9 protein-coding genes, 1 pseudogene and 2 riboswitches are annotated in these 14,100 nt (G+C 74.0%); of the genes and pseudogenes, 6 read left to right on the top strand and 4 right to left on the bottom strand.

What is annotated here, in order from left to right; all coding sequences use genetic code 11:
* Positions 1-350 precede the first annotated feature (350 nt).
* The 3 genes from cobF to cbiE are packed head-to-tail and all read right to left on the bottom strand — an operon-like array spanning position 351 to position 3,111.
* Entirely contained in the window at positions 351-1,121 is a 771-nt protein-coding gene (gene cobF / locus ACIRG9_RS26790; RefSeq protein ID WP_402861476.1) for a precorrin-6A synthase (deacetylating), read from the bottom strand.
* A 5-nt stretch (positions 1,122-1,126) separates the two neighbouring features.
* Positions 1,127-1,897, bottom strand: a complete 771-nt coding sequence (gene cobM, locus ACIRG9_RS26795; protein ID WP_402861479.1) for a precorrin-4 C(11)-methyltransferase — start codon at positions 1,895-1,897, stop codon at positions 1,127-1,129.
* On the bottom strand, positions 1,894-3,111 hold the full coding sequence (cbiE, locus tag ACIRG9_RS26800) for a precorrin-6y C5,15-methyltransferase (decarboxylating) subunit CbiE (RefSeq protein ID WP_402861583.1): 1,218 nt from the start codon (positions 3,109-3,111) through the stop codon (positions 1,894-1,896). Before cbiE ends, cobM begins: the two co-directional genes overlap by 4 nt.
* Positions 3,112-3,199: 88 nt before the next feature.
* Positions 3,200-3,302, top strand: a riboswitch (cobalamin riboswitch).
* Between the two features lie 117 nt (positions 3,303-3,419).
* On the opposite strand from cbiE, the gene ACIRG9_RS26805 reads away from it, so the two are divergent.
* The 4 genes and pseudogenes from ACIRG9_RS26805 to cobA all read left to right on the top strand — a co-directional run bounded on the left by ACIRG9_RS26805 (position 3,420) and on the right by cobA (position 8,385).
* Positions 3,420-5,480: a magnesium chelatase subunit D family protein gene (locus ACIRG9_RS26805; RefSeq protein ID WP_402861586.1), complete on the top strand. Its 2,061-nt coding sequence runs from the start codon at positions 3,420-3,422 to the stop codon at positions 5,478-5,480.
* A complete protein-coding gene (cobO, locus tag ACIRG9_RS26810) occupies positions 5,480-6,094 on the top strand; it encodes a cob(I)yrinic acid a,c-diamide adenosyltransferase (RefSeq protein WP_402861483.1) in 615 nt (204 codons plus the stop codon). The genes ACIRG9_RS26805 and cobO overlap by 1 nt, the downstream gene beginning before the upstream one ends.
* Positions 6,088-7,479: pseudogene (locus ACIRG9_RS26815) on the top strand (cobyrinate a,c-diamide synthase); the annotation flags it as partial. The gene cobO and the pseudogene ACIRG9_RS26815, both read left to right, overlap by 7 nt.
* Before the next feature lie 111 nt (positions 7,480-7,590).
* Positions 7,591-8,385 (top strand): uroporphyrinogen-III C-methyltransferase, encoded by a 795-nt coding sequence (cobA, locus tag ACIRG9_RS26820; RefSeq protein WP_402861589.1) that lies wholly within the window; start codon positions 7,591-7,593, stop codon positions 8,383-8,385.
* Between the two features lie 47 nt (positions 8,386-8,432).
* On the opposite strand, the gene cobN is transcribed toward cobA, so the two are convergent.
* On the bottom strand, positions 8,433-12,071 hold the full coding sequence (cobN, locus tag ACIRG9_RS26825; protein WP_402861486.1) for a cobaltochelatase subunit CobN: 3,639 nt from the start codon (positions 12,069-12,071) through the stop codon (positions 8,433-8,435).
* A 53-nt stretch (positions 12,072-12,124) separates the two neighbouring features.
* Positions 12,125-12,203, bottom strand: a riboswitch (cobalamin riboswitch).
* Between the two features lie 69 nt (positions 12,204-12,272).
* Here cobN and ACIRG9_RS26830 point away from each other — a divergent pair.
* Both ACIRG9_RS26830 and ACIRG9_RS26835 read left to right on the top strand, forming a co-directional pair.
* On the top strand, positions 12,273-13,472 hold the full coding sequence (locus ACIRG9_RS26830) for a precorrin-3B synthase (protein WP_402861489.1): 1,200 nt from the start codon (positions 12,273-12,275) through the stop codon (positions 13,470-13,472).
* Entirely contained in the window at positions 13,469-14,098 is a 630-nt protein-coding gene (locus ACIRG9_RS26835; protein WP_402861492.1) for a precorrin-8X methylmutase, read from the top strand. Before ACIRG9_RS26830 ends, ACIRG9_RS26835 begins: the two co-directional genes overlap by 4 nt.
* Positions 14,099-14,100: the final 2 nt, after the last annotated feature.

Below are 14,100 nucleotides of genomic sequence, written 5' to 3' on the forward strand. Positions count from 1 at the left end.
ACTCGGCGCCGGGCGAGCACGAGCGCCGCGATGGCCGAGACGGTGGCCCTGTGGCGGCCGAGCACCGCCGCGTGGCTTGGCGCCGGACGCTGACAGCTCGCCGCGATAACCGATCTCGACGGTGGTCGTTGCGTCGGCGGCGCCAACGACTACGCCCCACACCGCCGCCGTTGCCACTGGTGCTGGCGGGCGGCCCGCGAAATCGGCGGACGAGGCGAGGCGTGCCTGAGGGCACCATCACGCCGAGGTGTGGGGCGGACCGTATGGGACGGCGTCGACTGTCCCGCACCCCGCCTGAGGCGCTGGCCCGGTGGTGCGCTGCCTCCACCACCGGGACCCAAACTCCCCGGCTACGCTCCGGCCGGCCTGTCTCGGCGGCGCAGTAGGTACGTGTCCATGATCCAGCCCTTGCGTTCCCGAGCCTCCCGGCGGGTCCGCACAATCCGCTCCGCGACCTCCCCGAGGTGGCCGGCGATGAGGATCTCGTCAGGGGTGCCGAGGTAGGCGCCCCAGAAGATGTCGAGGTCCTCGTCCACGTAGCGGACGAAGGTGCAGTGCGCATCGAGCATCACCACGATGTCGTCGACATCGCGCGGCAGTTGCGCGGCCAGGCGGCGGCCGGTGGTGACCAGGAACGGGCGGCCGACCCGGTTGAGGCTGATCCGGTGCCGTGCGGCGAGGGTCGCCACGCTGCTGACGCCGGGGATCACCGTGTAGGTGAAGGCGATGCGCCGGCGGGCCAGGATGTCCTCGACGACGGCGAGGGTGCTGTCGTAGAGGGCGGGGTCGCCCCAGACCAGGAAGGCGCCAGTGCCGCCGTCGGGCAGATGCTCGGCGATGGCTGTCTCCAGCAGGTCGGCCCGCTGCCGCCGCCAGTCGTCGACCGCGGTGACGTACCCGTCGGTCTTGCGGTCCCGGTCGGGATCCCGCACCTCGACGACCTGGTGGCCGGGGCGGGCGAAGCGGGTCAGGAGGTCCTGCCGCAACGCGATCAGGTCGTGCTTCTCGGCGCCTTTGTCAAGCAGGAAGAAGACGTCGGTCTGTCGTATCGCCGCTGCGGCGGCCAGTGTGAGCTGATCGGGGTCGCCGGCACCGATGCCGATGACGAGGATGGTGCGCATGCGGGTCACCTCGCCGGCTCGGTCGGGCGCTTCGCGTCGCGGTCTCGGCCTGGGGAGTAGAGGTAGCTGTCGGGGAAGGAGTCGGCTGCGAGGACGGCGCCGACGATGATGACGGCGGTGCGGCGGATCCCGTGTGCCTCGACCTGGTCGGCGATGTCGGTGAGGGTGCCGCGCAGGATGATTTCGTCGGGGCGGCTGGCGTTGGCGACCACGGCGACCGGGCAGTCCGCGCCGTAGTGCGGGGTTAGCTGGTCGGCGAGTTGGCGGGTACGGGCGACGGCCAGGTGCAGTACCAGGGTGGCGCGGCTGCGTCCCAGTTCGGCGAGGTCCTCGCCCGGGGGCATCGGTGTCGAGCGGGCCTGGGTGCGGGTGAGGATGACGGTCTGCCCGACCGTCGGCACGGTCAGTTCCCGGCGCAGCGCGGCTGCCGCGGCGGCGTAGGACGGCACGCCGGGGACGATCTCGTACGGCACGCCGGCCGCATCCAGGCGGCGTACCTGCTCGGCGACGGCGCTGAACACGGCGGGGTCGCCGGAGCACAGCCGAGCCACGTCGTGGCCGTCGCGGTGCGCGTCGGTCATCGCCGCGATGATCTGGTCGAGAGTCAGGTCGGCAGTGTCGATCAGCCGTGCTGTGGGTGGGCAGGTGGCGAGCAGGTCGGCGGGGACGAGGCTACCGGCGTACAGGCAGATCTGGGCGCGGGCGAGGATCCGCTGTCCGCGCACGGTGATCAGGTCGGCTGCGCCCGGTCCCGCGCCGATGAAGTAGACGGTCACGGCTTGCTCACCGCCCACTGCACGACGGGTCGGGCGGGTTGCCAGCCGGTGAAGCTGCCCAGCGGCGTGACGCGTTCGACCGAGATCCGGGTGAGGTCCCCGCCGTGTCGGGCCGCCTGGTCGGCGAGTACGCGTTCGCCTTGCAAGGTGACGGCGTGGGCGACGAGCCGTCCGCCGGAACGCAGCGCGGCCCAGGCGGCGCCGAAGACCCCCGGGGCGGTGAGTCCGCCGCCGATGAAGACCGCGTCGGGTTCCGGTAGCCCGGCGAGGGCGTCCGGCGCTCGGCCACGGACCACGCGCAGCTGCGGTACGCCGAGGCTGCGGGCGTTGGCGGTGATGCGGTCGGCGCGGTCGTCGCGGCTTTCCACCGCTATCGCCGACGTGGTGGGGTCGCTGCGTAGCCACTCGATGGCGATGCTGCCGCTACCGGCCCCGATGTCCCAGACTAGTTCCCCGGCAGCGGGGCCCAGGCGGGACAGGGCGAGCGCCCGCGCCTCCCGTTTGGTGAGGGCACCGTCGTGGTCGAAGGCGTCGTCGGGCAGCCCTGGCACCGGGGGAAGCACGCGGGTGCCGGGTGCGGCGGCGACCCGGACCGCGACGATGTTGAGGGGATCGCCCGGCTCGGCGGCCCACTCCTGCGCACAGCCGTCGACCCGGTGTTCCCGATCGGCGCCCAGCGCGGCGAGGACGCTCATCTCGCTGGCGCCGTACCCGGCGTCGGTGAGGATGCGGGCAACGGCGGCGTGGGTGGCGCCGTCCTGGCTGAGCACCAGCAGGAGCCGTCCTGGAACGAGGTCGCGGCGGATGGCGTCCAGGTCGCGGGCCACCGCGCTGCGTACCGTGACCTGCTCCATCGGCCAGCCCATCCGCGCGCAGGCCAACACGATCGATGACGGGTGGGTGACCACGCGTATCCGTTCGGCGCCGAGTAGCCGTACCAGGTGGCTGCCGATGCCGAACCACATCGGATCGCCGCTGGCCAGCACGCAGGTCCGCTGCCCGGCATGTGCGGACAACAGGTCGGGTAGGGCGGGCAGCAGCGGCGTCGGCCAGGGCACCCGCTGGGCCGGCACGGCCGCCGGCAGCAGGTCGAGGTGCCGCTGCCCGCCCAGGATCACCTGTGCGTGTTGAAGGGCGTCGCGTCCGCTGTCGCCGAGACCCGCCCAGCCGTCCGCGCCGATGCCGACGACGGCGACCCGCTCATCGGGTGTCATGGACTTCACGCGGCGCAACGGTAGTCCAGCAGGTCCGGGCCCTGCCGCCCCGGGGGCGGGTGTGACATCATCGGCGGCGACGGCGCGGTGAGGAACACCGGTGGGTCGGCCTGAGCAGGGCCGGCGACTCCGGGGCGGTCCCGCCACTGTGACCGGTCTGGCCCTGTGCCGGATCCGGGAGCCAGACACTCGCTGAGCCGTACCGCGCCGCTGTTTGTCGGCGCGGTCGGTGACCGGCCGTGGGCGAGGACCCACGCGAGGTGAAAGGTGTGACCGTGCGGTCGTACCCGTTCTCCGCCGTCGTCGGCATGGACGACATGGCGTTGGCGTTGAATTTGTGTGCCGTCTCCCCGGCGATCGGCGGCGTGCTGGTGCGGGGTGAGAAGGGGACAGCGAAATCCACCACGGTCCGGGCCCTGACGGCCCTGCTGCCACCCGTCGAGGTGGTGGCGGACTGCCGATTCTCCTGTGATCCCGCGGCGGTCGACTCGGGTTGCCCGGACGGGCCGCACCCGGCCTCCCCGCCGACGCGTACCCGGCCGGCACGGCTGGTGGAGTTACCGGTCGGAGCCGCCGAGGACCGGGTCCTCGGCGCGTTGCACCTCGAACGGGCCCTCAGCGAGGGCGTGACCGCCTACGACCCGGGCCTGCTGGCGGCCGCTCACCGTGGCCTGCTCTACGTCGACGAGGTCAACCTGCTCCACGACCACCTGGTTGACGTGCTGCTCGACGCGGCGGCGATGGGACGCGCCACCGTCGAACGCGAAGGCGTCTCGGTGACCCACGCGGCCCGGTTCGTGCTGGTAGGCACCATGAACCCCGAGGAGGGGGAGCTACGGCCCCAGCTGCTGGACCGCTTCGGCCTCACCGTCGAGGTCGCCGCCAGCCGCGACCCGCAGGTGCGGGCCGAGGTGATGCGCCGGCGCCTGGCGTACGAGGCCGACCCGGACGGCTTCGCCGCCCGCTACGCCGACGCCGACGCTGCGCTGGGCGCGCAGGTCGCGCACGCCCGGAAGCTGCTGCCGGCGGTGCGCCTCGACGACGCCATAGTGACCCGCATCGCCGCCCTCTGCGCCGCCGCCGAAGTCGACGGGATGCGCGCTGATCTGGTCATCGCCCGCACCGCGATCGCACACGCAGCCTGGTGCGGACGCACCGAGGTGACTGTCGGCGACGTGCGGGTCGCCGCCCGGCTTGCCCTGCCGCACCGTCGTCGCCGCAACCCGTTCGACCCTCCCCAGCAGGACGCCGCGAACCTCGACCGCGCGCTCAACGAAGCCGGCCTGGACGAGCCCGAGGACGACCCGAATCCGCCGACGGACGGCCCACCGGACCCCGACAACCCGGACGGCCCCGACAACCCGGACGGCCCCGACAACCCGGACGGCCCCGACGGCCCGCCCGAGCCGCCCGACGGCGGCGGACCGGGGGGCCCGGCGGAGAACGGGGGAGATGACGAGCGGCCGTACCGGCAGCGCTCCGACGCCCCACCCGCCACAGAAACCGGCGGTGACCAGCCTCGTACCACGCCGGTCCCGGCCGCCGCGCCCTACCGGGCACGGCTGTTGCAGGTCACCGGGACCGGCGCCGGTGTGGCCGGGCGCCGATCCCCGGCCCTGACCACCAGCGGCCGTACCGTCGGCGCGCGGCGCCCCGCCGGCGTGGCGAGCGGCCGGCCGCACCTGGTGGCGACGCTGCGCGCCGCCGCACCGCACCAGCAGGCCCGCGGTCGACGTGGCCCCGGCATCCTGGTCCGCCCCGACGACGTCCGCCTGCCGGTACGGCACGGTCGGGAAAGCAACCTGATCCTGTTCTGCCTGGACGCCTCCGGTTCGATGGGTGCCCGGCAGCGCGTCGCCGCGGTCAAGGCCGCGGTGCTGTCCCTGCTGCTGGACGCCTACCAGCGCCGCGACAAGGTCGGGCTGGTGACCTTCCGGGCCGCCGCCGCCGAGGTGGCCCTGCCACCGACCGCCAGCGTGGAGGTGGCCGCCGCCCGCCTGGCGACCCTGCCGACCGGGGGCCGCACACCACTGGCGGAGGGACTGCTGCGCGCCCGCGAGGTACTGCGCGTCGAGCGGATCCGCGACCCGCGGCGACGTCCATTGCTGGTGCTCGTCACCGACGGGCGCGCCACCGCCGGCCCGAACGCCGTGGCCCGGGCCCAGCACGCCGCCCGGCTACTCGCCGCAGACGGCATCCCCGCCGTGGTCGTCGACTGCGAGCAGGGCCGGGTCCGGATGCGGCTGGCCGCGGACCTCGCCGTCACCCTCAGCGGGGAACACCTGCCCCTGGAAGAAGTCGCCGCCGACACGCTCACCCACGCGGTGCGATCCCACACCGCCACCGGGCACGGAAGGGAAGCCGCCTGATGCCACAGGGCCAACCGATCACCGTCCCCGACGACGGGCTCACCACCCGCCAACGGCGCAACCGGCCGCTGCTGATCGTCCATACCGGCCAGATGAAGGGCAAGTCCACCGCCGCCTTCGGACTGGCGCTGCGCGGCTGGAACCAGGGCTGGTCGACGGCGGTGTTCCAGTTCGTCAAGAGCGCCAAATGGAGCGTCGGCGAGGAAAACGCGCTGCGGGCTCTCGGCCAGGTCCACGAGCAGACCGGGCAAGGCGGCCCGGTGGCCTGGTACAAGATGGGCGCCGGATGGAGTTGGAGCCGCACCCGCGGCACCGAGGACGACCACGCCGCGCAGGCCGCCGAGGGTTGGGCGGAGATCAAGCGTCGCCTCGCCGCCGCCGAACACGACCTCTACGTGCTCGACGAGTTCACGTACCCGATGAAGTGGGGCTGGGTCGACGTCGACGAGGTGGTGGACACGCTGCGGCAGCGACCCGGCCACCAGCACGTCGTCATCACCGGCCGGGACGCGGACCCGCGGCTGATCGACGCGGCGGACCTGGTCGCCGAGATGACCAAGATCAAGCATCCGATGGACACCGGTCAGAAGGGCCAGCGGGGAATCGAATGGTGACTGTCCCACCGCGGGTGCTCATCGCCGCTCCCGCCTCCGGGCAGGGTAAGACGACAGTGGCCACGGGCCTGATGGCGGCGCTGCGGCAGCGCGGCCTGACCGTCAGCGGCCACAAGGTGGGCCCCGACTACATCGACCCCGGCTACCACGAGCTGGCCACCGGACGCCGAGGCCGCAACCTCGACCCGTTTCTGCAGGGCGAGCAGCGTGTCCTGCCGCTGCTGCGGCACGGCGCCACGGTCGGGGCACCCGCCGACGTCGCGGTCATCGAGGGCGTGATGGGCCTGCTCGACGGTGCCGTCGGCCGGGCCGGGTTCGCCTCCACCGCGCACGTGGCCCGACTGACCAGCACCCCCGTGCTGCTCGTCGTGGACGTCTCCGGCGCCTCGCGCAGCATCGCCGCGCTGGTGCACGGCTTCGCCACGTTCGACCCGCAGCTCACCGTCGCCGGCGTCATCCTGAACAAGGTCGGCTCGGTGACCCACGAGGCGGAGGTCCGGGAGGCACTCGCCGCCACCGGCGTCCCGGTGCTCGGTGCACTGCGTCGCGACCCGGCGGTGGACACCCCGAGCCGACACCTCGGCCTGGTGCCGGCCGCCGAGCGGGTCGTCGCCGCGCGACGCACGGTCGACGCGCTCGCCGCGTACATCGCCGCCGGCGTCGACCTGGACGCGGTCGTCGCGGTCGCCCGCCGCGCACCCGCGCTCCCCGGCCCCGCCTGGGACCCGATCGCCGAGGTCGGCGGCGTCAGCGTCGACGCGACCGTCGCGGTCGCGTCCGGATCGGCATTCACCTTCCGGTACGCCGAAACCGACGAACTGCTCGACGCCGCCGGCCTGCGCCTGGCTCCCGTCGATCCTCTGCACGACCCGGCGCTGCCCGACGGCACCGCCGGGCTCTACCTCGGCGGCGGGTTCCCCGAGGTGTACGCGGACGGGCTGGCGGAGAACGCGCCGCTGCGCCAGGCGGTGGCCCGCGCCGCGATGGCCGGCCTACCGGTCGTGGCCGAATGCGCCGGGCTGCTCTACCTCGGCCGGGACCTCGACGGCGCGGCGATGACCGGGGTGCTGCCCGTGCGCGCCCGGATGACCGACCGGCTGGTGCTGGGCTACCGGGAAGCACGCGCCGCCACCGCCAGCATGATCGCCGACGTCGACGACCCGGTCACGGGGCATGAGTTCCACCGCACCCGCGTCGAGGCAAATCCCGGGGCGGAGCCTGCTTGGCGGTTCCGGCCCCGCCCGTCCGCGGCGCACGGCACCGCCGCGCCGACCCTCGATGGCGTTGTCGGTGGTCCTGGCGGCAACGTGCACGCCTCCTACCTGCACGTGCACTGGGCCGGATATCCGGAGCTGGCCGCTCGGTTCGCTGCCGCCGTCCATCGGCATACCACCGGAGCGGCGGGACCTGCGCCGCGGACCACCCGCCCGACTGCCACGGCGCCCCGTGGTGGCCTGGCAGCCGAGCGGCGGTCTGAGGGGATTCCTGCCCGGACGGTGGGCACGCCACCGGCGCCCTTGTCCGCCGCAGCGGTCAGCCAACCTCCCGTCGGCCGGGTCACCCTTGTGGGTGCCGGTCCGGGCGATCCGGGTCTGGTCACGCGGCGGGGACTGGACCGCCTCGCCGAGGCCGATGTCGTGGTCGCCGACCGGCTCGTGCCGCACGCCCTGCTCCGTGAGCTGAGGGCCGGGGTGCGGGTCATCGATGTATCGAAAGTGCCGCGTGGCGCGTTCGTCCCGCAGGAGCGGATCAACCAGATCCTCGTCGAGGAGGCCCGCGCCGGGCACCGGGTGGTGCGCCTGAAGGGCGGCGATCCGTTCGTTTTCGGCCGTGGCATGGAGGAGGTGCAGGCCTGCCAGGCCGCCGGCGTGCCGGTCGAGGTGGTGCCGGGGATCTCCAGCGCCATCGCCGTACCGGAGTTGGCCGGAGTGCCGGTGACCCACCGTGGTCTCACCCAGGGCTTCACCGTGGTGTCGGCCCACCTGCCCCCCGATGATCCGGGCAGCACCGTCGACTGGGCCGGCGTGGCCCGTACGGGCACCACCATCGTGTTGCTGATGGCGGTGCAGACCCTGCCCGAGGTGGCGGCGGCGCTGTTGACGCACGGCATGGACCCGGCCACGCCGGCGGCCAGCATCGAGAACGGCGGCACCGACCAGCAGCGGGTCCTGCCCGGCCGGCTGGACACCATCGCGGCCATCGCCGCCACCCACGGCCTGCGGGCACCCGCCATCACCGTAGTGGGGCAGGTCGCGGCGTTCGCCGACGCCGCGCAACTTACGGACGCCTGAGCACGCCGCCCCCGGGAGCCGGACCGGCTCCCGGGGGCGGCGCCAGGTCAGCCGGCGTCCTCCAGGTCACCCTCCACGTCCAGGTACGCCTGGCGCAGCGCGTCCATCAACGCCGGGTCGGGCTTGGCCCACAGCCCCCGGTCGGCGGCCTCGGTGAGCCGCTCGACGATGCCACGCAGCGCCCACGGGTTCGACCGGCGCAGGAACTGCTGGTTCTCCGGGTCCAGCACGTAGCTCTGGGCGAGCTGCTCGTACATCCAGTCGGCGACCACCCCCGAGGTCGCGTCGTAACCGAACAGGTAGTCCACCGTGGCGGTCATCTCGAACGCACCCTTGTAGCCGTGCCGCCGCATCGCCGCGATCCAGCGCGGGTTGACCACCCGGGCCCGGAACACCCGCGCGGTCTCCTCGGTCAACGACCGGGTCCGCGCCGCGTCCGGGGTGGTGCTGTCGCCGATATAGGCGCGCGGCGCCTGCCCCGTCAACGCCCGCACCGTGGCGATCATCCCGCCGTGGTACTGGAAGTAGTCGTCGGAGTCGGCGATGTCGTGCTCACGGGTGTCGGTGTTCTTCGCCGCCACCGCGATCCGCCGGTACGCCGACTCCATGTCCTCCCGGGCCGGCCGCCCATCGAGGTCGCGGCCGTAGGCGAAACCACCCCACACCGTGTACACCTCGGCCAGGTCGGCGTCGTCACGCCAGTTGCCGCTGTCGATCAGCGGCAGCAGCCCCGCCCCGTACGCCCCGGGCTTGGAGCCGAAGATACGGGTGGTGGCGCGGCGATCGTCGCCGTGCTGGGCGGCGTCGGCGCGAGCATGCGCGGCGAGGTAGTTGTCCTCGTCCGGTTCGTCGAGGGCGGCCACAGCCCGGATCGCGTCATCCAGCAGCAGCACCACGTGCGGGAAGGCGTCCCGGAAGAAGCCGCTGATCCGCAGCGTGACGTCGATGCGGGGCCGGCCCAGGTCGGCCAGCGGGATGATCTCGAAGCCGGTGACCCGCCGGGACGCGGGATCCCACGTCGGCTGTACGCCGATGAGCGCGAGCACTTCGGCGATGTCGTCGCCGGCGGTGCGCATCGCCGACGTGCCCCACGCCGACAGCCCGACCGAGCGGGGCCAGTCGCCGGCGTCGCGGCGGTAGCGCTCCAGCAGGGAGGTGGCCATGGCCTGCCCGGTCTCCCAGGCCAGCCGGCTGGGGATCGCCTTCGGGTCGACGGTGTAGAAGTTGCGGCCGGTCGGCAGCACGTTCACCAGACCGCGCAGCGGCGAGCCGCTCGGCCCGGCGGGCACGTAGCCGCCGTCGAGAGCATGCAGGACCGCGTCGAGTTCCCCGGCGGTGCCGGCCAGCCGCGGCGCGACCTCGGTGGTGGCGAAGGTAAGCACCCGCCGGACGGCATCGCCCCGCGGGTCGTCTGCGCCGAGCACATCGGAGCTGACCCCCTCCACCGCCTCGCCCGCCCAGCCGTGACCCTCCATCGCCTCGACCAGCCGCCGCGCCACCGCCTCGATCCGGTCCACCTCGGCGGTCTGCTCTGCCGCGGACTCGTCGAGGCCGAGCGCGGCACGCAGCCCGGGCACGGCATCGGCCTGCCCGCCGAACACCTGACGGGCCCGCAGGATGGCCAGCATCAGGTTGACCCGCGCCTCGCCGGTGGGGGCGTGACCGAGGACGTGCAGGCCGTCGCGGATCTGGGCGTCCTTGACCTCGCACAGCCAGCCGTCGACGTGCAGCAGGAAGTCGTCGAACTCGGCGTCGTGCGGCCGCTGCTCCAGCCCCAGGTCGTGGTCAAGTCGTGCGGCCTGGATGAGCGTCCAGATCTGTCCGCGGATGGCGGGCAGCTTCGCCGGGTCCATGGCGGCGATGTTGGCGTGCTCGTCGAGCAGCTGCTCCAGCCGCGCGATGTCGCCGTAGCTCTCCGCCCGCGCCATCGGCGGCACCAGGTGATCCACGATGGTGGCGTGCGCCCGCCGCTTGGCCTGCGCGCCCTCGCCCGGGTCGTTGACCAGGAACGGGTAGATCAGCGGCAGCTCACCCAGCACCGCGTCCGGACCGCAGCTCGCACTCAGACCGAGGTTCTTGCCGGGCAGCCACTCCAGCGACCCGTGCTTGCCCAGGTGCACCACGGCGTGCGCGCCGAACTGCTCGTCCAGCCACCGGTACGCGGCCAGGTAGTGGTGCGTCGGCGGCAGGTCCGGATCGTGGTAGATCGCCACCGGGTTCTCCCCGAACCCGCGCGGCGGCTGAATCATCAGCAGCACGTTGCCGGCACGCAGCCCGGCCAGCACGATCTCACCGTCCCCGCCGCCGGACCGGTCGACGAACAGCTCACCCGGCGGCGGCCCCCAGTGCGCGGTCATCGCCTCCCGCAACTCGGCCGGCAGCGCGTCGAACCAACGGCGATAGGTGGCCGCCGGCACCCGTACCGGATTGCCGGCCAGCTTCTCCTCGGTGAGCCACTCCGGGTCCTGCCCGCCTGCGGCGATCAGCGCGTGGATGAGCCGGTCACCGTCGGCGTCCTCACCGTCGCCGCCGGGCACCAGGCCGGGCAGCGCGTCCGGGCCCTCGACCGGGCCGACGTCATAGCCCCGCTCCCGCAGCGCCCGCAGCAGCCGCACCGCGCTGGCCGGGGTGTCCAACCCGACGGCGTTGCCGACCCGGGCGTGCTTGGTCGGGTACGCCGACAGCACCACCGCGATCCGCCGTTCGGCGGGCGCAACGTGCCGCAGGCGGGCGTGCCGCACCGCGATCCCGGCGACCCGGCGGGCACGTTCGGCATCGGCGACGTAGTGCGGCAGCCCGTCGGCGTCGGTCTCCTTGAACGAGAACGGCACCGTGATCAGGCGGCCGTCGAACTCCGGCACCGCCACCTGGGTGGCCGCGTCCAACGGGCTGAGCCCGTCGTCGCTGTCGGCCCAGGTCGCCCGGTCCTGGGTCAGCGCCAGCGCCTGCAGGATAGGCACGTCCAGCGCGGCCAGCGCACCGACGTCCCAGGACTCGTCGGCTCCGCCGGCGGACGCCTCCGCAGGCCGGGTCCCCCCGGCAGCGAGGACCGTGACCAGCAGCGCGTCGGCGCGGCCGAGGGTCTCCAGCAGCCCCGCGTCGGGGCTACGGAGGCTGGCGCAGAACACCGGCAGCGGCACCCCGCCGGCCTCCTCAACCGCCGCACAGAGCGCCTCCACGAAGGCGGTGTTGCCGCTGAGCTGATGCGCCCGGTAGTAGAGGATCCCCACCGTCGGGCCGGCCACCGTAGCCGCCGGCCGCGGCATCACCCCCCAGCTGGGCTGCTCGACCGGCGGCGCGAACCCGTGCCCCGTCAGCAGCACCGTGTCGCTGAGGAAGGCGTGCAACTCCCGAAGATTGTCCGGCCCGCCCTGAGCCAGGTAGGCGTGCGCCTGCGCGGCGATGCCCTGCGGCACCGTGGAACGCGCCATCAGGTCCGCGTCCGGCAGTTGCTCGCCGCCCAGCGCCACCACCGGCACATCGCCGCCGAGCAGCTCGTCCAGGCCGCGCTGCCACATCCGGTAGCCGCCGAGGATGCGCACCACCACCAGCTCGACACCGGCCAGCAGCTCGGCCAACGCCTCGGGTTCCTCACCTACCCGGGCCGGGTTGGCCAGCCGATACGCCGCACCGCTGCCACGGGCGCTGAGCAGATCGGTATCCGAGGTGGACAGCAACAGGATCATGCGTGACTCCTCCCCGGGTCCGCGCCCGAGGTCGTCGGTCGCGGTCGACCGAAGTGTCTGGCTCCCGACCCGGCACCTGGAGTGCCGAGCCGGTGACAGTGGCGGGACCGCCCCGGACTCGCACCGGGTTCCTCCACGCCGACCGCGTGATGCTGATCTCGACGCGGATCCGCGCCGAGAGCCCGACTCTACGATGAGCCGGTGCCCGCTGTCTCCTCCCCACCCGGCCGCTTCGAGGGCGACCGCTGCCCTGGTCTGCTGCGGGCCCACCAGGCTGCCGACGGGTTGCTGGTGCGGGTACGCATCCCCGGGGGCCGGCTCAGCGTCCCGCAACTACGCCGCCTGGCCGCCGCCGCCCGACACGACGCCGACGGCACCCTGGAGCTGACCTCCCGCGGCAACGTGCAGCTACGCGGCATCCCCGACCCGGACGCCGTCGCCCGGGTCGCCGCCGTCCTGGTGGAGTCCGGGCTGCTGCCCAGCGCCACCCACGAACGGGTCCGCAACATCGTCGCCTCACCCCTGAGCGGCCTGGACACCGTCGGCCACCTCGACGTGCGGCCCCTGGTGGCCGCCGTCGACGCCGCAATCTGCGCCGCCGACGACCTCACCGAGCTCAGCGGCCGGTTCCTGATCGCCCTCGACGACGGCCGCGGTGACGTCGCCGCACTCGGCGCCGACCTGTGCTGGAGCGCCGGCAGCGGCGCGCTGCTGCTGGCCGGACGCGACCTCGGCCTGCGGGCCGCCGCCGCCGAGGTCCCCGAGGCACTGGTCGCCTCCGCCCGGGCATTCCTGCACCAGCGCGGCGGCCGGCCAGACGTGTGGCGCCTCGCCGACCTGCCGCACGCGCCCGCGGCGATCGTCGCCACGCTCGGCGGCCCGCACGCCGACCCGCTCGACCCGCCGCACGGCACCCCGCCTCAGGTCGGCCCACGCCCGGACAGCTTCGTCGTCGCGGCGGCACCGCTGGGCCGGCTCACCGCCGACCAGGCCGACACCGTGGCCGCCCTGGCCGACGCCCCCGTCGTGGTGACCCCGTGGCGCACCATCGTCGTGCCCGGGCCGCCCACGGCGACGACGCACCGGCTGGCCGAGGTCGGGCTCATCGTCGATCCGGCGTCGCCCTGGGTGGGCGTGACCGCCTGCACCGGCCGGCCAGGCTGCGGCAACGCCCTGGCCGACGTGCGCGCCGACGCCACGGCCATCCTCACCGCCGCCGACCCGCCCACCGCCGGTGCGCTTCCGCTGCACTGGGCCGGCTGCGACCGCTGCTGCGGACGACCGGTCGGCGCGGCCGCCGTCGCTGTGGCCACCGGCGCCGGTTACCGTGTCGCGAGTCCCCGCGGGGACCATCACGGCCCGCTGCCCGAGCGGGTGGCACAGGCACGGAGACCTTCATGAGCTACGACTACGTCCGCGACGGCGCGCAGATCTACCGCCGCTCGTTCGCCACCATCCGCGCCGAGGCCGACCTGTCCCGGTTCCCCGCCGACGTGTCCCGGGTGGTGGTCCGGATGATCCACGCCTGCGGCATGGTCGACCTGGTCGACGACGTGGACGCGCACCCCGACGTGGTCGCCGCGGGCCACGCGGCGCTGAAAGCGGGCGCGCCGGTGCTGTGCGACGCGGCGATGGTCGCCGCCGGGATCACCCGCAGCCGGCTGCCCGCCGACAACGACGTGCTCTGCACGCTGCGCGACCCGGCGGTGCCGGACCTGGCCCGGAAGTTGGGCACCACCCGCAGTGCGGCGGCGATGCAGTTGTGGCCGGACCGGCTCGACGGCGCAGTGGTGGCGATCGGCAACGCGCCCACGTCGCTGTTCCGGCTGCTGGAGATGATCGACGAAGGAGCCGGCCGGCCGGCCGCCATCGTCGGGGTGCCCGTCGGGTTCATCGGCGCAGCCGAATCCAAGCAGGCCCTCGCCGCGCATCAGGCGGGGGTCCCGTACCTGGTCGTGCACGGCCGCCGCGGCGGCAGCGCCGTCACCGCGGCGGCCGTGAACGGCATTGCAAGCGAGGTGGAGTGACG

The sequence above is a fragment of the Micromonospora sp. NPDC093277 genome (assembly GCF_044765245.1).
Classification (GTDB): Bacteria; Actinomycetota; Actinomycetes; order Mycobacteriales; family Micromonosporaceae; genus Micromonospora.

Coding starts and splice junctions, on each gene's coding strand:
- ACIRG9_RS26805 (WP_402861586.1), top strand. CDS start 3,420: ATGGACGACATGGCGTTGGCGTTGAATTTGTGTGCCGTCTCCCCGGCG.
- cobN (WP_402861486.1), bottom strand. CDS start 12,071: ATGATCCTGTTGCTGTCCACCTCGGATACCGATCTGCTCAGCGCCCGT.
- cobO (WP_402861483.1), top strand. CDS start 5,480: ATGCCACAGGGCCAACCGATCACCGTCCCCGACGACGGGCTCACCACC.
- cobF (WP_402861476.1), bottom strand. CDS start 1,121: ATGCGCACCATCCTCGTCATCGGCATCGGTGCCGGCGACCCCGATCAG.
- cbiE (WP_402861583.1), bottom strand. CDS start 3,111: ATGACACCCGATGAGCGGGTCGCCGTCGTCGGCATCGGCGCGGACGGC.
- ACIRG9_RS26835 (WP_402861492.1), top strand. CDS start 13,469: ATGAGCTACGACTACGTCCGCGACGGCGCGCAGATCTACCGCCGCTCG.